The 21,726-nt window shown below is 48.3% G+C and carries 24 protein-coding genes; 1 reads left to right on the top strand and 23 read right to left on the bottom strand.

From position 1 onward, the window contains the following. Positions 1 to 56: 56 nt before the first annotated feature. The 12 genes from ymfI to U719_RS05165 form a co-directional block, all read right to left on the bottom strand. Entirely contained in the window at positions 57 to 761 is a 705-nt protein-coding gene (ymfI, locus tag U719_RS05220; RefSeq protein ID WP_023467697.1) for an elongation factor P 5-aminopentanone reductase, read from the bottom strand. Continuing rightward, positions 761 to 2,032: an EF-P 5-aminopentanol modification-associated protein YfmH gene (gene yfmH / locus U719_RS05215; RefSeq protein WP_235147631.1), complete on the bottom strand. Its 1,272-nt coding sequence runs from the start codon at positions 2,030 to 2,032 to the stop codon at positions 761 to 763. The genes ymfI and yfmH overlap by 1 nt, the downstream gene beginning before the upstream one ends. After that, positions 2,029 to 3,282 (bottom strand): EF-P 5-aminopentanol modification-associated protein YfmF, encoded by a 1,254-nt coding sequence (gene yfmF, locus U719_RS05210; RefSeq protein WP_023467695.1) that lies wholly within the window; start codon positions 3,280 to 3,282, stop codon positions 2,029 to 2,031. Before yfmF ends, yfmH begins: the two co-directional genes overlap by 4 nt. Next, entirely contained in the window at positions 3,279 to 3,830 is a 552-nt protein-coding gene (locus U719_RS05205) for a cob(I)yrinic acid a,c-diamide adenosyltransferase (protein WP_023467694.1), read from the bottom strand. The genes yfmF and U719_RS05205 overlap by 4 nt, the downstream gene beginning before the upstream one ends. A 33-nt stretch (positions 3,831 to 3,863) precedes the next feature. Then, positions 3,864 to 5,591 carry an ATP-binding protein gene (locus U719_RS05200; RefSeq protein WP_023467693.1) on the bottom strand — a complete coding sequence of 576 codons (1,728 nt, stop codon included), beginning with the start codon at positions 5,589 to 5,591 and terminating at the stop codon, positions 3,864 to 3,866. Between the two features lie 2 nt (positions 5,592 to 5,593). Beyond that, positions 5,594 to 6,310 carry a response regulator transcription factor gene (locus tag U719_RS05195; protein WP_023467692.1) on the bottom strand — a complete coding sequence of 239 codons (717 nt, stop codon included), beginning with the start codon at positions 6,308 to 6,310 and terminating at the stop codon, positions 5,594 to 5,596. A gap of 170 nt (positions 6,311 to 6,480) precedes the next feature. After that, positions 6,481 to 7,647, bottom strand: a complete 1,167-nt coding sequence (gene ccsB, locus U719_RS05190; RefSeq protein WP_023467691.1) for a c-type cytochrome biogenesis protein CcsB — start codon at positions 7,645 to 7,647, stop codon at positions 6,481 to 6,483. Beyond that, positions 7,644 to 9,191, bottom strand: a complete 1,548-nt coding sequence (locus tag U719_RS05185) for a cytochrome c biogenesis protein ResB (protein ID WP_023467690.1) — start codon at positions 9,189 to 9,191, stop codon at positions 7,644 to 7,646. Before U719_RS05185 ends, ccsB begins: the two co-directional genes overlap by 4 nt. 22 nt (positions 9,192 to 9,213) lie before the next feature. Next, positions 9,214 to 9,804: a thiol-disulfide oxidoreductase ResA gene (gene resA / locus U719_RS05180; RefSeq protein WP_023467689.1), complete on the bottom strand. Its 591-nt coding sequence runs from the start codon at positions 9,802 to 9,804 to the stop codon at positions 9,214 to 9,216. A 126-nt stretch (positions 9,805 to 9,930) separates the two neighbouring features. Beyond that, entirely contained in the window at positions 9,931 to 10,692 is a 762-nt protein-coding gene (locus U719_RS05175; RefSeq protein ID WP_023467688.1) for a pseudouridine synthase, read from the bottom strand. Next, entirely contained in the window at positions 10,692 to 11,264 is a 573-nt protein-coding gene (gene scpB / locus U719_RS05170) for an SMC-Scp complex subunit ScpB (RefSeq protein WP_023467687.1), read from the bottom strand. Before scpB ends, U719_RS05175 begins: the two co-directional genes overlap by 1 nt. After that, a complete protein-coding gene (locus U719_RS05165) occupies positions 11,254 to 12,009 on the bottom strand; it encodes a segregation/condensation protein A (RefSeq protein WP_023467686.1) in 756 nt (251 codons plus the stop codon). Before U719_RS05165 ends, scpB begins: the two co-directional genes overlap by 11 nt. Before the next feature lie 92 nt (positions 12,010 to 12,101). On the opposite strand from U719_RS05165, the gene U719_RS05160 reads away from it, so the two are divergent. Continuing rightward, entirely contained in the window at positions 12,102 to 12,566 is a 465-nt protein-coding gene (locus U719_RS05160) for a DUF309 domain-containing protein (protein WP_023467685.1), read from the top strand. Between the two features lie 17 nt (positions 12,567 to 12,583). On the opposite strand, the gene U719_RS05155 is transcribed toward U719_RS05160, so the two are convergent. From U719_RS05155 to U719_RS05105, 11 genes are all read right to left on the bottom strand, one after another. Beyond that, entirely contained in the window at positions 12,584 to 12,910 is a 327-nt protein-coding gene (locus U719_RS05155) for a GNAT family N-acetyltransferase (RefSeq protein WP_235147629.1), read from the bottom strand. A 172-nt stretch (positions 12,911 to 13,082) separates the two neighbouring features. Then, on the bottom strand, positions 13,083 to 13,610 hold the full coding sequence (locus tag U719_RS05150) for a type 1 glutamine amidotransferase domain-containing protein (RefSeq protein WP_035398198.1): 528 nt from the start codon (positions 13,608 to 13,610) through the stop codon (positions 13,083 to 13,085). Between the two features lie 97 nt (positions 13,611 to 13,707). Beyond that, positions 13,708 to 14,145 carry a peptidylprolyl isomerase gene (locus U719_RS05145; protein ID WP_023467682.1) on the bottom strand — a complete coding sequence of 146 codons (438 nt, stop codon included), beginning with the start codon at positions 14,143 to 14,145 and terminating at the stop codon, positions 13,708 to 13,710. Between the two features lie 103 nt (positions 14,146 to 14,248). Continuing rightward, a complete protein-coding gene (locus U719_RS05140; protein ID WP_023467681.1) occupies positions 14,249 to 15,253 on the bottom strand; it encodes a S66 peptidase family protein in 1,005 nt (334 codons plus the stop codon). An 82-nt stretch (positions 15,254 to 15,335) separates the two neighbouring features. After that, a complete protein-coding gene (locus tag U719_RS05135; protein ID WP_023467680.1) occupies positions 15,336 to 15,995 on the bottom strand; it encodes a hypothetical protein in 660 nt (219 codons plus the stop codon). 105 nt (positions 15,996 to 16,100) lie between these two features. Next, positions 16,101 to 17,402 (bottom strand): pyrimidine-nucleoside phosphorylase, encoded by a 1,302-nt coding sequence (locus tag U719_RS05130; protein WP_023467679.1) that lies wholly within the window; start codon positions 17,400 to 17,402, stop codon positions 16,101 to 16,103. Between the two features lie 47 nt (positions 17,403 to 17,449). Further along, on the bottom strand, positions 17,450 to 18,262 hold the full coding sequence (locus U719_RS05125) for a purine-nucleoside phosphorylase (RefSeq protein ID WP_023467678.1): 813 nt from the start codon (positions 18,260 to 18,262) through the stop codon (positions 17,450 to 17,452). A gap of 18 nt (positions 18,263 to 18,280) precedes the next feature. Beyond that, a complete protein-coding gene (gene deoB, locus U719_RS05120) occupies positions 18,281 to 19,453 on the bottom strand; it encodes a phosphopentomutase (RefSeq protein WP_023467677.1) in 1,173 nt (390 codons plus the stop codon). A gap of 118 nt (positions 19,454 to 19,571) precedes the next feature. Then, on the bottom strand, positions 19,572 to 20,456 hold the full coding sequence (gene xerD / locus U719_RS05115; RefSeq protein ID WP_023467676.1) for a site-specific tyrosine recombinase XerD: 885 nt from the start codon (positions 20,454 to 20,456) through the stop codon (positions 19,572 to 19,574). A 124-nt stretch (positions 20,457 to 20,580) separates the two neighbouring features. Beyond that, on the bottom strand, positions 20,581 to 21,063 hold the full coding sequence (locus U719_RS05110) for a Fur family transcriptional regulator (RefSeq protein WP_023467675.1): 483 nt from the start codon (positions 21,061 to 21,063) through the stop codon (positions 20,581 to 20,583). A gap of 101 nt (positions 21,064 to 21,164) precedes the next feature. Continuing rightward, positions 21,165 to 21,695, bottom strand: a complete 531-nt coding sequence (locus U719_RS05105) for an NUDIX domain-containing protein (protein ID WP_023467674.1) — start codon at positions 21,693 to 21,695, stop codon at positions 21,165 to 21,167. Positions 21,696 to 21,726: the final 31 nt, after the last annotated feature.

Genomic DNA, 21,726 nt, shown 5'->3' with positions numbered 1-21,726 from the left:
CATGTTAAATGATTTTTTGAAAAATGAAAAGCATTCCTGAACTGAAATTCCAATGCTTACATCCACGCGCCATCTATTTTAAGGATGGCTCCCGATACATAACTCGATTCGGGTTGCACTAAGTAACGGATCGCAGTAGCCACTTCCTCTGCTTTTCCGAATCGTCCGGCAGGAATTTCAGCAATCGCTTCTGCCTTTTCATCCTCAGAAAAAATCGCGTTCATCGGCGTATCGATCCACCCCGGCGTAATCGCATTGATGCGTCCATGCATCGGTCCAAGTTCCTTACTGTATGCCTTGACGAATCCAAGCTGTGCCGCCTTGCATGTCGAATAGACGACCTCACCCGCGACACCTTGTTCTCCTAACACACTACTGATGACGACGATCGCAAGCTTCGACGTAAACGGTTTCGTCCGTGTCACGGTTTGGCTGATGCGCATCAACGCCTCGACATGAATTTTCCAGAGTTCGTGCATTGATGTTGCTGATTGATCGAGCAACAGACCGCTATAACTCGTTCCGGCACAATGGACGAAGGCATCGACGACAGGTAATGCCGCACAAAATGCCTGCAAGTCCTTCTCGTCTGCTAAATTCGCAGTCAGGATGTGGTGCTCGCCTTGCCACTCCTCTATCATCCGTTCTAAAACCGCTTGCTGTCGATACGTCTGAAGCACCAATTCATGTCCGGCGGCAGCAAGTTGTTTTGCTGCCGCAAGACCAATGGCGCCACTCGCACCGGTGATGAGGATTCGCATCACGCGTACGGTTTGACGATTGAGATCGCCCGGTTTTCAATGGCGAACAACTCGTCGAAACGGGCTTCAATCTCTTCTTTCGTAATCGAAGCAATCAATGTCGGAAGCGTGAACAGATTCGTACCGGCAAGTGCGTGACGCGAGAACTGATTCGCAATGAATTCCGGTGAATTCAAGGCACGGAGGAATTTCCCTTGCATCATGTTCCGCTTGCGCGTGACTTCATCTTCCGTGAAGTCAGGACGCGTTTGCAGGAGTGTCTCATACGCTTGGATGAACTTGTCTGGATCCTCTGTCTCCATGCCAAACGTCGCAAAGGCGAACTCTTCCTCACTCGAGTAATCAAAGCTGAACGTATCGTCAATCAGACCGTCTTCATACAGTTCCAAATACGTCGATGATGTCTGATCGAACAAGAGGTGTAACAGTAGTTCACTCGTTAACTCACGGCGGACTTGTGCCTCGCCGCGAAGCGATTCGTCCTTGTAACCGATCAATACCTTTGGTGTCTTAACGTCGAGCTCGAGTTCAAAACGTGGACGATGTACGCCATGCGGCTCTTGACCGTAATCTCGTTCGATTGCCGGGCGATCCGTATAGTCTTTCTTCGCTTGGTTCGCCTTGATCAATGCTAGTGTCTCTTCCGGATCGATGTTTCCGACGACGAACAACACCATGTTCGATGGATGATAGAACGTACGGTAGCACGTGTACAAGTCATCGGCTGTGATTTGATTGATTGATTCCGGAGTTCCCGCGATATCGATCCGAACTGGATGCGATGCATACATCGATTCGATCAGACCGAAGAACAGGCGCCATCCCGGATTATCTTGATACATCTGGATTTCTTGCGTAATGATCCCTTTCTCTTTTTCAACGCTTTCCGGCGTGAAGTAGGGATCTTGTACGAAATCGATCAACGTCTCGAGGTTTTGTTCGATCAACGACGTCGCTGAGAACAAATACGCTGTCCGCGAGAACGAGGTAAAGGCGTTCGCAGAGGCACCGAGACGACCGAACTCTTGGAAGACGTCCCCTTTTTCGGATTCGAACATCTTATGCTCGAGGAAATGGGCGATGCCGTCCGGTACCGTGATCCATTCCTCGCCTTTTTTGAATCGTTGATCAATCGAACCATAACGCGTCGTAAACGTCGCATACGTCTTTTCGTATCCTTTTTTTTGCAACAAATAGACGGATAAGCCGTTATCGAGCTGCTCGTGGTATACCGTTTCGTCTGTATCGTGATAGGTTAGTTGTTCCATCATGCTTCACCTCGCAATAGATATACGGCATCAAGATCGATTGCCGCTGCTAATCGAACGACGTCTTCACGTGTCGCCGTTTCAATGATATGAATCTCATCTTCCAGTGTCAGTCCACGCATCTTCGAACCATTCAACCAACCAATCAGTTGACCTGGCTGATCAAGGATTTGACGGCGCGCATTGATCAACATCGCCTTCGTCTGTGTCAATTCTTCATCCGTGAACTGTCCTGCTTTCAAATCAACGAGTTGTTCCAAGATGATCTTCTCGGCACGTTCTGCTTCTTTCGTGTCGACCCCGGCATAAACATAGAGTGCACTGTTCAATGCCGCATACCGTGAAGCCGCATAATAGGCGAGACTCTCTTTTTCACGGACATTCATGAACAGTTTTGAATGCGGGAAGCCACCGAACAGACCATTGACGATTTGCATCCGAATCGAGTCAGCAGATGTCGGATCGACCGCTACCCGGTAACCAAGATGCAATTTACCTTGTTTGATCGGTTGCGTTTCACTCGACCGTTTTACACCATTGACTGCTTTTTGGGCCGGAATGTAATGACTGATTTTTTCAGAATGCGATGGCAAGAATGATAGAGCGTCTTCCATCTCCTCCTTCGTTACATGTCCGACGACGAAGACATCAATCCGGTCGTCTTCGATCATCGAACGGTATGTATCACGCAAGGATGACGGGGTGATCTGTTCGAGTTCTTCGAGTGTTCCAAGCGATGGCAACGCGACGGCTTCACCTGGTGCCATCAATTCGAGAAGACGTTGCTGTGCGTAGCGCATTTTATCGTCATATAGTGAACTGATCCGTAAGGCATGCAATCGTTTTTCTTGTTTGACGAACTGTTCACGGAAGCCACCTTCCGTCAAATCTGGATACAGCACCATTTGCTCGAGCAATTCGAGTGCTTCTTTTAACAACGACGGATGATGGACGAGTTCTCCCCGGACGACATCGAGTTGGAACGAGATGACGTGCTCTTCTCCGAACTTCGACGCGTCCGCATAAAGTCCCGCATCATATAGTGTTTCAAGCGGCTCACGTAACGCTTTCATCGACGGATAAGCGGCTGTCGATTTTTCCATGATATACGGTAGGATTGCACGGCTTGTCAGCGTCTTCGCTTCTAACGGTGCTGAAAATGTGACGAGAATCGTCGTCGTCTTGAATTTGTCGGTCGGAACGAGATGGTAGCTCGTTCCTTCCTTTTTCCATGTGCTAAATGACTGACTCATTGCTCTCCATCCTTTCGTTTGAATACATGCGCACTGCGGACATATTCAATATCTGCTTTTTGTTTGACGGCATTCTCGTAACGAGCTGCTGTAAAGAAGAAGTCACTGAGTCGGTTGATGAACGGTAATAAATGAGCCGCTTGAGGAACATCGATCATCGAACGTTCAACGCGACGACAGACCGTCCGTGCCACGTGTAACGTTGCAGCTGCTTCCGTTCCGCCAGGCAAGATGAACTTATCGAGCGGCGGCGATAACTCCGTTAACGTGTCGATCCAACTTTCTAAATCAATCGTCGCTTCTTGACTCAAACGTGACGGGCGCGGTTCGACATACATCAAGTCACTGCCACAATCGAATAAGGCGTGCTGGATCACTGTCAGCTGTTCCCGCACCTCGATTGACGATGCTTTCGTCCGGGCAAGTCCGACGAAACTGTTCAATTCGTCGAGTTCTCCCATCAAGCTAATCAACCGATCATTTTTTTTGACTCTCCCACCAACGAGAGATGTTTCTCCTTCGTCACCAGACTTCGTGTAAATTTTCATTTTTCATTCACTCCTATAGCGAAAGGAAGCGACTCATAATGTTCGCTTCCCTTGTTTTTTCGGTAATCGGATCCGGAAGGTCGCTCCCTCTCCTAAGCGGCTGTCGACTTCGACTTCACCACCATGAGCTCGGACGACATTCGCCACGATCGCAAGACCGATTCCTGTACCCGTCTTGCCACGTGTCCGCGCTTTATCCGCTTTATAAAAACGGTCAAAGACGAACGGTAGATCTTCTTCTGGAATTCCGTCACCCGAATCAATGACGGATAATGTAATGTTTTCCCTATCTTCGTCAATCTTAATCTTGATTTCACCGTTCTCCGTATAACGCAGGGCGTTCCCAAGCAGGTTCGTCAAGACTTGCTCCATCTGATCAGGGTCTGCTTCAAACGCGATGTTCGGACCAGAAACCGAGAAGGTAACTTGTTTATCGCGTCCCATCTGTTTGAACTTCTTGATCACCCGCTTCGCAAAAGGGATTGCTTCGACGGATTCAATCCGTAACTCCTGATATCCCGCTTCCATTCGTGCAAGATCAAGAAGATCGTTAACGAGTCTCGACAGTCGCTGGGACTCGTCGTAAATGATCGAAGCGAATTCCTTCGTTGCCTCATCACTCTCGGTCATCCCATCGACAATTGCTTCCGAGTACCCTTGCAGCATGACGAGTGGTGTCCGCAATTCATGACTGACGTTCGCGACGAAATCAGCGCGCATCTTCTCGAGTTGCTGCGCTTCCGTCATATCACGCAAGACGGCGACCGCTCCGATCTGTTCTTCTTGTTCGAGTAACGGACTGACGATGATGATGTAGAAGCGTCCCTCTCGTTCAAAGGAGACCGTCATCTCCGTCTCTTCACGCATGACCGTCTGGAATAACTCAATTAGTTCATCCGGTACGGGAGAACCCGCCAAAAAGGCTTCAGCCGGTGGATTCGTCGCGAGGAGCTCACCTGATTTCGAGAACGTCAACACACCGTCTGCCATACAGCGCAGAATCGAGGAGAGTAAATGCCGCTCCTTGTCGAGATCGGTGACGTATTGATTGAGTTGACTACTCATTTCATTGAACGCAAGCGCTAAGTCACCGATCTCATCCCGTGAACGTTGCGTCAGGCTCTGATCAAACTTTCCTTCACCGGCCTCAACGACAGCTTGGCGAATCGTTCGCAGTGGCGCCGTGATTCGTGTCGAGAGGAAGAAGGCAAAGACGGTCGTTCCGATGATCGCTAACAGGACACAGAGTTGAATGATTTGACGTGCACCCTCATTCGCCTGTTCGATGTTCGTCAATTGCTCGATCAAGTAGATCGTTCCGTTGCCACTATCCGTAATGAGCGGTGCCCGATACGCGAGTGCTGCTTTTCCATCAAAGGTCTCATAGTTGCCTATCGCTGTCTCGCCTTCTTCACCATCAATTGCTTTCCAGTTCTGACGTTCGAGTTCCTTGATGATCCGGTTCGCCTTCGCTTGTGAGATATTCGCTTCGACGGAATCATCCTGCGTCTTTGCGATCAGTGTTGCCCCGTAGATATCCGTGATTTCAACAGCAGTACTCGACCCTTCCTCGATGCCGGAGTGCGCCTGAAAGACGGTCTCGACTTGTTGACCGAGCTTTGCCAAGTGCCCCCGTTCCTGTTCGATATGGAACGAGTTGAAAAATTCAAGTAACAAGATCGTCAAGGCGATCAAGACGACCGAAACGAGTAACAGAATCGTTCCCCATAGTTTGATGACAACGCTTTGCAACCATTTCATCGTCAGGTCGGACTATTCTCGAACTTGTATCCGACACCCCAGACCGTCGTGATCATTTGAGCGGCGTTCGGAGACAAACGATTCAGCTTTTCACGCAGACGTTTGACGTGTGTATCGACTGTCCGCAGATCTCCGAAAAATTCGTAGTTCCAGACTTCCTTGAGTAATTGTTCTCGCGAGAATACCTTATCCGTTTGTTTTGCTAAGAAATACAGGAGTTCGTATTCTTTTGGTGTTAAATTGACTTCTTGCGACTCGACCGTCACGCGGTGCGCATCATTGTCGATCGTCAAGTGTGGGAAGACGATGACATCTTTTGTTTTCGCATCCGTGTGGAGGAATTTCGTCGCACTTGCCCGACGAAGAATCGCTTTGACACGCAAGACGACTTCACGTGGACTGAATGGTTTGACGATATAATCATCTGCCCCCATCTCAAACCCATGGACGCGGTTCGTCTCTTCGCCTTTTGCCGTCAACATGACGATTGGCGTCGCTTTTGTTTTCCGCAGTTCTTCACAGACTTGCATCCCGTCCATCTTCGGCATCATCAAGTCGAGGAGAATGACATCGTATTCTGTCTCAAGCGCCATTTCAAGCGCCGTCTCTCCATTGTCTGCTTCCTCGATCGTGAAATTTTCCCGCTCCAGATACATCTTCAACAGGCGACGAATCCGTTCTTCATCGTCGACGACTAAAATACGTGCTTCTTCTGACATGCTGTCTCCTCCTATGAACTAAACTCTACTCCTCTATCCTACTACTCTTTTAGTATACTATGAAACGAAAAGAATGGCTTGCTCCGGCTGATTTCTCCGAAAAGGCACACTTCGGTCAGACGCACACGAAAAAGCAGCGGACCGTTTCCGGGTCCGCTGCTTGCTTTTTCTTACGCGTACGAGTGTAATCCTGCTACGACAAGGTTAACGAAGACAAGGTTGAACATGATGACGGCAAATCCGCCGACACATAACCAAGCTGATTTTTTACCAATCCAACCACGCTGGATGCGCATATGGAGATAAAAGACGTAGAAGAGCATCGTAATGAGTGCCCATACCTCTTTCGGGTCCCAACCCCAGTAACGGCTCCAAGCCATTTGCGCCCAGATCATCGCGAAGATCAGACCGCCCAGGATGAAGATTGGAAGACCAATCGCAACAGAACGATAGCTGATCTCATCTGCTGTCTCAAGATCAATCTTACGTGCAATCGGCTTCAAGCTCTCAGCAAGACGCTTGCGAAGAATGACGAAGCGAAGCAAGACGTATAAGACGACGCCACCAATGATCGACCATAAGACCGTATTGACTTTGTTCGCGTTCAAGAAGTTCGGTAATTCGATGACGGCACCTGAACCCGATAAGACTTTTCCGCCTTCAGGACCGGTCAAGACTGGCATCGCGTAGTCATGTGTCATCGTTGCACCGTTTTTCGCAACGTATTCGATCGTCGATGCAGAACCTGTTGCTTTGAACAACAGCCCAACTAAGATGTAACCGACAACACATGCGAGTGAGAACATGACGACTTCGAGCCACGTCCGTGTTTTCGATTCCTTACTGAAATCTGTCGCGTGAATCAGATACAGTAATCCCGTCGCGAAGCTGACGGCCAGAATCCCTTCGCCGAGCGCTGCCGTCGTGACGTGGATTTTGAGCCAAACACTTTGTAGTGCTGGGATCAACGGTTGGACTTCATCCGGGAACATCGACGCATAGGCGATGACGAGCAATGCAACTGGCATCGCAATCAAGCCAAGGACGTTGTTTTTGTAGATGGCATAAACGATCAAGAAACCAAGTACCATCATCATGCCGAAGAATGTCGTGTATTCATATAAGTTCGAAACTGGAACGTGCCCAGCTCCAGCCCAGCGCGTGAAGAAATATCCGAGCTGCGCGAGGAAACCGATGATTGCGAGCGTAAAGGCGATTTTACCAGAACGCGTCGGTCCTTTTTTACCACTCGTCGCTACAGCGAAGAATCCTGTACTGACGAGGTAGACGATGAATGATGTAAGGAGCAGGTTACTGCTCAACTGAAGCAAATTCATTTAGCTTCCCCCTCTTCCCGCAACTTTTGTCGATCCTCAAGTTCTGGTAGACCGACTTCCGTCAACGCGAGATTAGCTTCTTTTTGAAGCCCCAATGCATTTTTGTTCGTAAATCCAGCAATCTGGATCCGACCGTTCTTCTCTTTGAGCCAGAGACGACGGTGTGGCCAGTACATTCCGATCAATAAACCTGCCATGAAGATGATACCACCTGCAAACAGGAACGGTAGCGTCAGATCTTTTTTAATCCGGACACCCGAGATGTTCGAGAGTTCCGTACCCGCGAATGCCATTTTGTACTGGTTCTCATCTCCACCGACGTTCAATTTGATCCCAATCAAACTCCGTTCACCTTTCGGATGTTCCGGTGACTTGATACTAAAGACGAAGGCTGGATTGACTGGACGTCCCGAGTTCGTCGTTGGCTGACCATCTTTAACGACGAAGTCCGGAAGGAAGTCCTTCAGTTCGACTTCATATCCATCTTTTAAAGCATATGTTTCTTTCGGATCACGCAAGTCGACTTTGATCGTATCGACGACTTTGTCCGTCTTCTGGTTGACGATATTAAACGACATCGTCTTGAATTCCGGATCTGCCGCGTATTGTTCCTGGAAGACTTGATAATCATCGAATTCGAATGGGCGGTTGACTGCCGTCTCACCTGACTTGATTTCTTCAAGCTTCGGTTTGAAATCGGTTGTTTCGCCGACTTTCTTGTACAGCGTCATCTTCGTATCATAGTTCTTCGGTACGTTTCCGCCTGCTGCTTCAAGTGATTTCTTGAACTTCTCATCGACCTTCTCAGGATCATAGAACTCGATGTTGAACGCTTCATTTTTCAAGTAGTACTGATTGTCCGTCGCCTCGATCGGCAACGTCTCTCCTTCGCGGAGCCAAAGTAATTCATCTTCGTGCATCCCTGGTACGACTCGAAGCATCGCACCACCGAAGAATAAGACGAGTCCGATATGATTGATGTATGGACCCCATCGTCCGAAACGTTGCTTTTCCGCTAAGAGTGCCCCGTCTTGTCGACGGACTTTATAGCCTTTTTTCTCAAGCAACGGTGCGATCGCATCGATTTTTTTGACATCGCCAGTCGCTTCCGCGCCAAATCGCTGACCGTTCATGAAACGGTCCGACTGGATGACCGGTTGTTTCTTCAGTGCTCGGTAGAGCGGGAAGAATCGGTCAATCGACACGATGATGATCGAGAGTAATAAAAGCGTGATCAATCCGATATACCACCATGATTCAAATAGGTTATGGAATCCTAACGTATAGTAGATGTCACCTGCCGTGCCGTATTCCTTTTGGTAAAACTCTTCTGGTGGTGTTGCCTGTGGAATATACATCTCTTGCGGGAAGATCGTTCCGACCCCGCTCGCGATGATGATCAAGGCAATCAACCATAACCCGACCTTGACGGACGAGAAGAACGTCCATGCCCGGTCGATCCAAGATGGATTCTTACGTTTCGATCGAAGCTCCGCTTCCTCGTAACGCATGTCCAGTTGTTTGAAATCTTCTTGCTCCTGCATCCTTAAATCCCCCTTCGATGCGTTACTCGTTCGCCTTCTTCACCATCTCTTCGAGCTTCGCTTGATCAATCTCACCTTCATACTTCTCGACGACTTCACCTTTTTTATTGATGATGAACGTCACAGGTAAGTTGTAGATCCCGTAAGCCTTCTCGACCGAACTGTTCGTATCCATGAGAATCGGATAGTCCGTTCCGCCAATATCCTTGATGAAGCTTGAGACACGAACTGGTGTTTCACCGACATTGACCGCTACGAAATTGACGCCTTGGTCTTGCATCATCTGATAGTTGTCATTGATCAATGGCATCTCTTTCTTACATGGTTCACAGAATGTTCCCCAGAAATTGAGTAAAAGTCCTTTTCCTTTGTATTCGTCCATCGAGTGCTGTTTCTCACCATATAGATCGACGAGTGCGAAACCAGGGGCATCATCGCCTGCCATGACACGACCGTTTTTATCACGTGTCGCTTGATCGACGAATTGCATGATGACGACTGCTCCGGCGAACAAGACAATCGTCATGATCATCAGACGCCAGAAGGAGCGTTTCTTCTTTTTTTGCTGGGCCGCTGCTAAGCGTTCTTCCGGATTTTGTTTCGTTTTTTTCATATTTTACCGCCTCCACCCATATTGTACTTGAAATCGCTTTACCGTTGACAAAATGTGAAATTCGTTAATCGTTTTGTCACAAAAAAAGAAAACTCAACCCGGAGGATGAGCTTCTCGCTTTACAAATTAACGTTTTTTTGTGTTCTTACGTCTTTTCGTAGGTGGAGCGGCTGGATCCGCTAGCTCACGCAATTGATTGACTTCTTTTTTTGAAAGTTCACGCCACTCGCCAGAAGTAAGACCGGCCAGTGTCAAGAAACCGAACTGTTCACGTTTCAACTTCAAGACTTCCGAACCGAGTGTCTCGACCATTTGACGGACTTGACGGTTATGTCCCTCGTAGATGACCATTTCAAGAATCGCTGTATTTTTCTTCTTATCGATATCGCGCATCTCGACACGTGCTTTACCTGTCTTGAAACCATCCGGTAAGACGACACCTTTTTCAAGACCTTTGACGTGGAAGTATTCTGGTACACCTTTGATTTTGACGATATAACGCTTCGGTACCTTATATTTCGGGTGAAGCAAGAGGTTCGAGAATTCACCGTCATTCGTCATTAAAAGAAGACCGCTCGTATTGTAGTCGAGTCGACCGACTGGGAAGACACGGTGTCCGGGTGGTACGAGATCGACGACCGTCTTACGTCCTTTGTCGTCTTCAACCGTCGAAACGACACCTGTTGGTTTATAGAGCATGTAGTAGACGTGTTCTTCCCGTTCGAGCTTCACACCGTCTACTTCGACTTCGGCACGTGCTCCGACTTTCGTTCCAAGCTCCGTGATGACTTTTCCGTTGACCTTGACGCGACCTGCTGTGATCAATTCCTCTGCTTTACGCCGCGAAGCGACACCTGCTTGTGCGATGATTTTTTGTAACCGTTCCATTAATTCACTCTCTCCTCTAATGAAGGATCATTCCGGAAGAAGAGATCTCCATCCGATTCGAACGTTTCTTCGAACTCGAGTGGCGGCAACTCTTCAATACTGTTCAGACCAAAATGGTCCAGGAAATGATCCGTCGTTTTATACAATTTTGCGCGACCGACGCCTTTAGCGCGTCCCGCCTCTTCAATCAAACCTTTTGCACTTAACGTATGGATGACACGCTCCGTCTTCACACCACGAACGACTTCGATGTCAGCACGTGTGACAGGTTGTTTGTATGCGATGATGACGAGTGTCTCCATTGCTGCTCGAGACAAGGAATCTTCTGCGAGCGAACCGGCATATGCCTGAATATATGGCGACATCTCTTTTCGTGTCACCATCTTAAAGACACCACCCGACTCCACGATTTGCAACACACGCTGCTCTGCTTCGAATGTCGTTTGAAGAGCCAGCAACTGTTCACGCGCTGCCGCTTCACTGATCTCTAGCGCTTGACTGAGACCACGCGGATCGATTCCATCGTCTCCGACGACGAATAACAGGCTCTCAATGATTTGTTCATACGCCAATCTGACTCTCCTCCTTCACCATGCTCCGCAATAGGATATCATCGGTCATCTGTTCACAATCAATGACCCGTTGCTTCACGAGCTCAAGAACAGCGAGGAAGCTGACGACTAGTTCTTCGACCGTCGGTTGCTCCGCAAAAAAACCGAAGAATGTCGTCCGCTCACGGGTCGCGACGTACCGGGCAACGGACTCCATCTGTTGCTCGAGTGAACGTTCTTCCCGTTTGACCGTCTTCGAACGGCGTACCTTCCAGGCTTCCCGTTGGCGCATTTTTTCGTAAGCACGTAATAAATCACTCAGTGATAACGTACCGTTATACTCTTGTGCATCCGTGTCGAGATAACGCATCAAATCCTCTGGTTGTTTCGAGAACAGCTCAAGGCGTGCCTCTTCCTTTTCTTTCAGGACGAGTGCTGCTTCCTTATATGCTTTATACTCGATCAACTGTTGAATCAGACCTTCTCGTGTCGGTTCTTCCTCGAAATCAGGAATCTCATCGTATTCCGTCTGTTCGATCGGCAAGAGTTGTTTGCTTTTCAGTTGCAACAGCGTCGCTGCCATGACAAGATATTCACTAGCAACATCTAGTTCAAGATGCTGCATCGCACGGATATAGGACACATATTGATCCGTCACCATGGAAACGGATATATCATAAATATCGATTTCTAATTTACCAACCAAGTGTAACAGCAAGTCCAGCGGGCCTTCAAACGCATCCATCTTTACACTGTATGATTCCATGATTCTCCCTGCCCATCAACGTTTTTTGCGCCTTAGTATACCATACAACGGATGGGTTCGACTATGTTATATTCAAAGGAAGAGGTGATTCCATGAATCCGATTGAACGATTCGTATTTGAATTCAACATTCGGCACGATTACTTCGAGTGCCATGAAATCTTAGAGGAAGTCTGGCAAGAAGGACAACGCCAGGACGAGGCGCTTGTCGGTCTGATCCAACTGGCCGTCGCCCGCTATCATCACCGCCGCGGAAATACGACTGGGGCACAGCGGACATATGCGAAAGCATTCGATAAAATCGAACGTCACCGGGCATCACTGATTGCGTCCGGGATCGACGTCTCATATTTGCTCGATCATCGCGACCATTTTACGGATAAGGTCTATCGACACATCCCGTTACCTGTCTTCTCGGACGTCATCCGAGCCGTCGCACTTGAAGCGACAGCACCTGATCTCGACTATGTGACACATAAACACCGTTTACGCGATCGTACGGATGTCGTCACGGCACGACAAGAAGCGCTACAAAACCGAAGAGACCGGTCCATCTGAGCCATGGACCGGTCTTTTTATTGATTTTTCCATTTGTCGACGAGGCGTTGCGTCTCTTCGGTCGCACCCGTAATATCCGTTCGAAGAAGTTTGGCTGCTTCATCGAGTAGGAGATACGACATCCGTTCTCCACGGAAAGACGGTGATAATGCGATATGTTTCAATTCAGCATGGCCATCCATTAATTGAAACCCGATGACACCGACGAAATCCTCATCTTGTTTGTACAAATACAAGCGTTGGTCTTCTTCCTGTTCATAGGCTTGAACCGTTTCAAGCAAATACTTCGGATCCTTCACTTCGCACGAAAAGGCGATCAGCCCCATCGCGGTCCGTTCATTCAACTTCTTATATTTTACTAGCATGTGATTCTACACCTTCCTAATTTCAACAACTCTCAGGAGCATGAACGACTGAGACTCATTCATTCTACACCTTCTCACACAGAATTACTGCATTTTTTTCATAATCCATGAAAATGCAGGAGTCCGTCTCGTGACGTCCCCTGCATCTGAATCACGCTTGTTCTTCCATCACTTGGATGAAGGCACGCATGTAGTCCGGTAGATCGGGCGGACGACGACTCGAGACGATATGTCCGTCGACGACGACTGCTTCATCATGCCAAATCGCACCCGCATTCGTCATGTCATCCTTAATCCCTGGCGTACTCGTGACGTTGACGCCTTTTAAGATGCCAGCAGAGATCAGCACCCAACCAGCGTGGCAGATTTGACCAATCGGTTGTTTGTTCTGGTCAAAATGACGCACCATGTTCAGAACAGAGTCAAAGCGGCGTAATAGATCGGGCGACCAACCACCTGGAACAAGAATCGCATCGTATTCTGCTGGATTGATCTCATCGAACGTCTTATTCGATTTGATTGGGACACCGTACTTCCCGATATATGTTTCATCCGCTTTCTCACCGACGATGTCGACGATTGCGCCTTCTTCACGTAAGCGATGGACTGGATACCATAATTCTAAATCCTCGAAGTCATTGCTGACGACTTGGATGATTCGTTTTCCTTCTAAACGCATGACAAACACTCCTTTTCGAGTTGAGTTCCCTTACTGATTGTACCCGGTTCTAAAAAAAGAAAAACTCCTCTTCGAACGTTCGAAGAGGAGCAAGAACTTACGCTTCGACGCGGATTTCTTTAATGCCAGCGCCTTGCTTCATTTTTTGTGCATGTTCGAGACCTGAAGTCACTTGTCCGAAGACCGTGTGTACGCCGTCGAGGTGCGGTTGTGGCTCGTGTACGATGAAGAACTGGCTTGATCCTGTGTTACGACCAGCGTGTGCCATCGAGAGTGAACCCGCCTTGTGTTTGTGTGGGTATGATGTTGACGTTTCACAAGGAATCGTTTTTCCTGAACCGCCTGTACCGTTTCCGATTGGGCATCCGCCTTGTGAGACGAAGCCTGGGATGACACGGTGGAAGTTCAATCCATCGTAGAAGTTCGAGTTCGCAAGGTTTTCGAAGTTTTCAGTCGTGATCGGTGCTTCATCGTTGAACAATTCGAATTCGATTTTATTTCCATCTTCTAATAAGATATGACCAGTTTTTTGCATGTTTGACCAACCTTTCGTGCTTTTCAGCAGGAGATTCGTCACGATTCAAGATCGTGATTCCATGGTACAGTGTACCAAATTTCAAGGCGTCGTGCAGACCTTTTTACTCGACGGCTGCCTCTAACACATCGAGTGTCACCGAATCCGTTGCTTCGACACGAATCTGCACCCCATTCGCGAGTGTCGTGACGGGATCCGTATGCCCGAAGTCCGCATCGAGAATGATCGGGAAATCATAGCCTCGCGTCGCGCGCAGAATGATGTCCTTGAGCGGGAAGTCCGGGTCAAAATCGACTTTTCGCGGGAAGCGTCCGACGACGAGTGCCGCAATCTTGTCATACGCACCCATGTGTCGCAATTGCGTGAAATACCGGTCGATCGTTTCTGGTGTCTCACTCTCGTCATCCTCAAGCATCAAGACGACACCGTCAAACGATGGCAAGTAAGGTGTTCCGGCAAGCAGTAAAAGTGTTCCCGTGTTCCCCGTCAGAATCGGACCTTCTGCGACACCGGTCTTAACGATCGTGTACCCTGCGTTCACTTGATGTTCTCGTCTTCGGTCGTCCGCGACATCCCAGCGTAAAACCTCATCTGTCCACTCCTCAGACGCTTCGATCCGACCAATCGGCTCCGTCTGCATGAACGTACGTTTGAACGATTCTTCTGTATACGGATCAAGACCATCGAATTGACCGAACTGCGTCAGCAGTGCGGGTCCGACGAACGTCGTCAATCCTGTCTGCTGATAGATCCCAGCAAACAGTGCCGTGATATCGCTGTAACCTACGAAGATCTTCGGATTGTTCCGGATTAATTCATAATCGAGTTCGTCGAGTAGCTGGTGCGAGTTAAACCCACCGATCGTCGAGATGATCGCCTTGATCGACGGATCAGCGAACGCCATATGTAAATCTTGTAGCCGTTCCCCGATCGTTCCTGCCGTATGACTATGGACAGCTGTTGCGTTCGGCATCAAGACGACCTCAAAGCCCATTTTTTCAAGTGTTGCGATACCGCGGGCGAGACGACGCGGTACGTATGCTGCGACAGCAGACGCCGGTGAGACGATGGCAATCTTATCCCCTTTTTGTAAACGTGGTGGTTTCATGAAAGTTCCCCCTTATTCATTACAAGTATTTCCAGTATAACAAATCGAATGGGAACCGCGTACTCTCATTTTTTAATTCATTTTATAACGTTACGAACAACGAATTCCCATCCTCCAGTAACTCACCTTTTTTCGAGACATAATCAATCTTGACCGTCATGTGTTGCAGGATCTTTTGTTCACGCAACGACTTTGCCCACTCTTCGATTCGTACTTTGTCCAGTTCATGTCGTTTACGATGGACATCAATTAAGACGGTCGGTGCTACGTCTTCACGTAAGTAAGCTTTTGGCTCAAAACGCGCGTCACCAAGTTGTTGGATCTCTTCGTTATCATATAAAACGTGTACATCCAATTTCTCATCAATGTTTTCAAGCGTAGGAGACATGATACGTCGTTCTAGCTGGTCTTCCCAAAGTGACGCATGATACGAATCGACGAACGTTCCCGATTCTTCAGTCTGATAGATTAAAAACTCCGTATTCGTTTTTTTATCAACTGCTTGTGCCGCATAATCAAATGAAAAATTCCCCATACTATCGTAAACACTACCGGTCACTCGTGCTTCCTTTAGATACTTTTGCTTTTCTAAATAAACCTTGGCTTCGTTTTTTATTTTCGCTTCTTCTGCTGCGTCTGGCTTCGTACTTTGCCAAAAGGAAAAAACTAGTATGACACTGCCGCATCCGATGACTCCGATTAGACTGAATAACAGGATGGTCAAACGTTTCATAAGCTTCATGAATACTCCCCCTCTTTTTCAATACCAATTTTTTACACTTTTGATTTTATCACAAAAAAGAGTAGCGGACGACGTCCACTACTCAAGTATTGCTGATTGGATTGCTTACTGGATAACAGCGTGAACGAGCGGGCGTTCTGCCGGTTTCGTTTCACTGATATGGTACGCGTGATCCATTTTTTCGATTGCTTGATCGAGTGTTTCTTTGTTTGAACGAAGTGTTGCGATGACATCGCCGACTTCTACACGGTCGCCGACTTTCTTGTGCAACGTAACGCTTGCTGCGTGATCGATCTCATCTGCTTTCGTCGCGCGTCCTGCACCGAGGATCATTGCTGCAACACCGACTTCGTCAGCGATGATTTCAGAGACATAACCTGCTTTTGAAGCGACGAATGTTTTTTCGTATTTCGTTTCAAGTGCTTTTGTCATGTCGTCAACGAGTGACGCGTCGCCACCTTGAGCTGCGATGAACTTCTTGAAGACGTCAAGTGCTGCGCCGTTACCGAGACGTGTTTCGAGATCCGCATATGCTTCGTCAAACGTCGGGTAGAACTCACCGAGGACTGCCATGTGTGATGCAATCGTCAAGGCGATGACTTTCAAGTCACGGACATCTTTCCCTTGAAGGACTTCGATCGCTTCTTTGACTTCGTTTGCGTTTCCGATCTCAAAGCCGAGCGGCTGATCCATGTCCGTAATGACAGCAACCGTCTTACGGTTGACACTCTTACCGATCGAAACCATCTCTGTCGCAAGTGCTTTTGCATCTTCGAACGATTTCATGAAGGCACCAGAACCCGTCTTGACGTCGAGTACGATGCTGTCTGCTCCTGCTGCAATCTTCTTCGACATGATTGAACTTGCGATCAATGGGATCGAGTTGACCGTCGCCGTGACGTCACGAAGGGCGTAGAGTTTTTTGTCTGCAGGCGTTAGGTTACCCGTTTGACCGATGATTGCCATCTTAATGTCGTTGACTTGTGAGACGAACGCTTCTTCTGAAAGCTCGACGTCAAAACCAGGGAACGCTTCGAGTTTGTCGATGGTTCCACCTGTATGACCGAGTCCACGACCGCTCATCTTCGCAACCGGAATGCCGATTGACGCAACGAGTGGTGCGACGATCAGACTGATCTTGTCACCAACACCGCCTGTCGAGTGTTTATCGACTTTTTTCCCGTGGATACGTGAAAGGTCGATCACGTCGCCCGAGTTGACCATCGCCATCGTCAAATCAGCGATTTCACGATCTGACATTCCTTGATAGAAAATCGCCATCGACATCGCTGACATTTGGTAATCTGGAATCTCACCATTCGTGAATCCTTCTACCATTGCTTGAATATCAGCTGTTGCGAGTTCGCCACCGTCTCGTTTTGTTGCAATCAAATCTACCATACGCATAATCTAGTTCCTCCTCAGGAGTGGTTTGTGAGTTTTATAAACAGTCGTTACATTTTTTTGATCGAACCGCGAACGAGTGATAGGAAGTGTGCCCGGACACGTTCTGTCGTTTCGATGACTTCATCATGATGTAACGGTTGGTCGAGAATACCTGCTGCCATGTTCGAGACACATGAGATCCCAAGGACTCGCATATCGGAATGACGGGCAACGATGACTTCAGGGACCGTCGACATACCGACGACGTCGCCACCGAGCATCCGTGCCATCTTGACTTCTGCTGGCGTCTCATACGTTGGACCAGTGTTTCCGAAGTAGACACCTTGACGGACACGAATTCCGAGTTCATCTGCTGTTTCTTGTGCAAGACGAAGTAATTCCGCATCATACGGCTTCGACATATCCGGGAAACGTGGTCCCATCTCATCGACGTTCTTCCCGATCAATGGGTTCGTACCGAAGAAGTTGATGTGATCTGTGATCAACATCAAATCACCTGGTTCGAACGCTTCGTTACAAGCACCCGCTGCGTTCGTGACGATCAATGTCTCGACACCGATCGCTTTCATGACACGGACTGGGAACGTGATCATGTCCATCGAATATCCTTCGTAGAAGTGGAATCGCCCTTGCATCGCAACGACTTGTTTCCCTTCAAGAGTACCGAAGACGAGTTGTCCCGCGTGTCCTTCGACCGTTGATACTGGGAAGTTCGGGATTTCATGATATGGAATCGCGATCGGGTTTTCGATCTCATCCGCGAGGACACCCAGTCCTGAACCAAGAATCAATCCGATCTCCGGTTTTGCCTGCATCTTGCTTTCTAAAAACGAACGTGTTTCATTCCAGTTGACTGTCATCTGAATCGCTCCCTCGAATTATAGTTCTGTTAAAAAGCTTGTTCCATGTGCCGGCATCTTGACGGCGAAGTTTTCTGCGACCGTCGCTCCAAGATCAGCGAACGTTTCACGGATACCGAGCGGTTTTGCAACACCATTTTTATGGTAGGCAAGCAATGGTACGTATTCCCGTGTATGGTCAGTCCCAGCATGAACCGGATCGTTTCCGTGGTCAGCCGTGATGATCAAGAGATCGTCTTCGTTTAAGCGAGCAAACACTTCAGGTAGACGTGCATCGAACTCTTCGAGTGCTTGTCCGTAGCCTTGCGGATCACGACGGTGTCCGAACAACGCATCGAAATCGACAAGGTTTAAGAAGCAAAGTCCGTTGAAATCACGATCAAGTTGTTTCACGAGCTGATCCATCCCGTCCATGTTCGACTTCGTCCGGATTGCATCCGTGACGCCTTCTCCATCGTAGATATCAGCAATCTTACCGAGCGAGATGACATCGAGTCCTGCCGTCTCGAGTTCGTTCATGACCGTCCGGTCGAATGGTTTAAGTGCATAGTCGTGACGGTTCGCTGTCCGGACCCACGCTCCTGCTTCACCAAGGAATGGACGCGCGATGATACGACCGAGCATGTACGGGTCATCCCGTGTGATATCACGTGCGTATTCACAAATCCGGTATAATTCTTCTAATGGCACGACTTCTTCGTGTGCTGCGATTTGAAGAACAGAGTCTGCCGACGTATAGACGATCAAGGCGCCTGTCTCGACATGTTCTTGTCCGAGTTCGTCGAGAATTTCCGTACCAGAAGCCGGTTTGTTCCCGATGATCTTCCGACCTGAGAACTCTTCTAGGCGATGAATCAAATCATCCGGGAATTTTTCGAAGACACGGAATGGTGTATCGATCCGGAGTCCCATGATCTCCCAATGCCCTGTCATCGTATCTTTCCCTGCAGATACTTCCTGCATTTTTCCGTATGCCGCAAGCGGTGCTTCTTCAGCTGAGACACCTTCGATCGGTTCGATATGCGAGAGACCGAGTTTTGCCATGTTCGGCATGTTGAGTCCGTTGCGTTCACGCGCGATGTGACCGAGCGTATGCGAACCAAGATCTCCGAACTGTTCAGCGTCCGGTGCTTCTCCGATTCCTACGGAGTCCATGACGATCAAAAATACACGTTTAAATGATTGAGCCATTTGCTGTTCCTCCTATATACGAGCTGTAGTTGTGCGATTCCCGTTACGATTTTTCCCGGAAAGGGACTAGACAAAACGCATCATTTGTCTGAAGTCAGACCTTTAAAAGATAGAACCATCATGCCCGTGGATGATGTTTCTTATACACGTCGTGAAGTCGTGCTTTGTTAACGTGTGTATACATTTGTGTCGTCGACAAATCAGCGTGTCCTAGCATTTCTTGTACGACGCGTAAATCGGCACCATTTTCAAGTAGATGGGTCGCGAACGAATGGCGCAGGACGTGCGGTGTGATCTCTTTTTCAATACCCGCTTCCTTTGCCCGTCGCTTGATCATCTTCCAAAACCCTTGCCGTGACAAACGATCACCGCGACTGTTCAAGAAGACATCGTCCGTCTTTTGACCGCCGAGACTATTGCGCGCGAGGTCAAGATATGTCCTGACACTTTCAATCGATGTCGTACTCATCGGGATGATCCGGGATTTGTTCCCTTTCCCAAGACACGACAGATACCCGAGTTCGAGTTGCAAATCGTTCAACTTCAGTTGGAGCAGTTCGCTGACGCGCATGCCTGTTCCATAGAGAAGCTCAAGCATTGCTGCATCTCGTCGTGTAAGCGGATCGACACCGACGACCGAATCAAGCAAGCGTTCGACGTCCGTTTGACTCCAGACGACGGGCAACTTTTTCTCCGGTTTCGGTAAATCAAGATGACGAGACGGATCATGTGTTGCAAGTCTCTCTTCGACCAAATATTGATGGAACGAACGGATCGAGCTCGTCGCCCGGCGAACCGTCGATCGTGACTTTCGTGCTTCAAGCAATCGTTCAATATGGTCGACGATATGATGTCGGTGAACCTGTTCGAACGAGGAAACTTCCGCTGTTTCAAGCGTCTGTAAGTATTGATTTAAATCATTTCGATACGCAGCTGCCGTATTCGCGGACATTTGCCGTTCAATCACTAAATAATTGATAAATGCTTCCAGTTGTTCACGCACTGAACTCATCCTCTTCGTTTACGAAATCGCTTACTTTCCCATCATATCAAAGGTGTAAACCGTTGTGAAGAGGTCTGACCTATAAAATTGAAAAAGAAAAACCATCCGAAATTTCGTCGGACGGTCAGACTGTTTGTGTTTGCGATTGTTCCAACGCTTCCCGAGCATGACGCTCTTGGCAGACACGGCAGACGCCATGGAATGTCAGGCGGTGATCCTTGATTTTAAAGTGGAATCGGGACACGATTTCTTTCTCTACTTCTTCTAGCATGTCGTCTAAAATCTCTTCGACGGATCCGCATTCGATACAGACGAGATGGTGATGCGAATGACTCGCACCTTCTTGTCGTAAATCAAACCGGGATACGCCATCTCCGAAGTTGACTTTATCGACGACTTCAAGCTCCGTCAATAATTCGAGCGTCCGGTAAACCGTCGCAAGTCCGATGTCGGAGTTCTTTTCTTTTACAAGGAGAAAGACATTTTCGGCACTGAGGTGATCCGACTCGTGTTCGAGCAGGACACGCACAGTCGCTTCACGTTGGGGAGTCAGCTTATATCCTTTACCGCTTAGCTGTTTTTTGATGCGTTCTACACGACTTTCCATCATAACGCCCCCTTTGTTCGAACTGATGCTATTATCATAGCTGATAATCAGTCTTTTTTCAAATTAAAATGATTATCAACTGAAAATCATTTAAATGAGAATCATTTTAAAGTACGAATTTGCCAATGCTGGATCGCCATGATCGTTTTCGCGTCGACGATCGTTCCGTTTGCAACGAGTTCGAGTGCTTCTTCGAGCTTCAATGTCTTATTCTCAAGGAACTCATCCTCATCGAGTTGACGATCACCGGCAGTCAGACCAATCGCTTCATAGATATGTACACGCTCACTGCAGAAACCAGGCGCACCGTAGAAATCAAAGACATGTCGTAACTCTTTCGCGACGTATCCTGTTTCTTCCTTTAATTCGCGTCCGGCACAATCGAGTGGATCTTCGCCTTTCTCGAGTTTTCCTGCTGGAATCTCGATCGATAGACTCTCGAACGCCTTCCGGTACTGTTCCACGACGATCAAATCACCTTGTTCATCAAAAGCAATGATTGCGACGGCACCATTATGATAGACCAATTCACGGACCGAGGTATTGCCGTTCGGTAACGTGACGACATGTTTCTCGACATCAAAGACTTTTCCTTCATAAATCACTTCACGTTCAATCGTTTTTTCTTCCATCGGATGTGTTCCCCTCTTCTATCTTAGTTTA

The organism is Exiguobacterium sp. MH3 (assembly GCF_000496635.1).
Lineage (GTDB): Bacteria > Bacillota > Bacilli > Exiguobacteriales > Exiguobacteriaceae > Exiguobacterium_A > Exiguobacterium_A indicum.
This window is presented reverse-complemented; position numbering and strand designations above follow the sequence as displayed.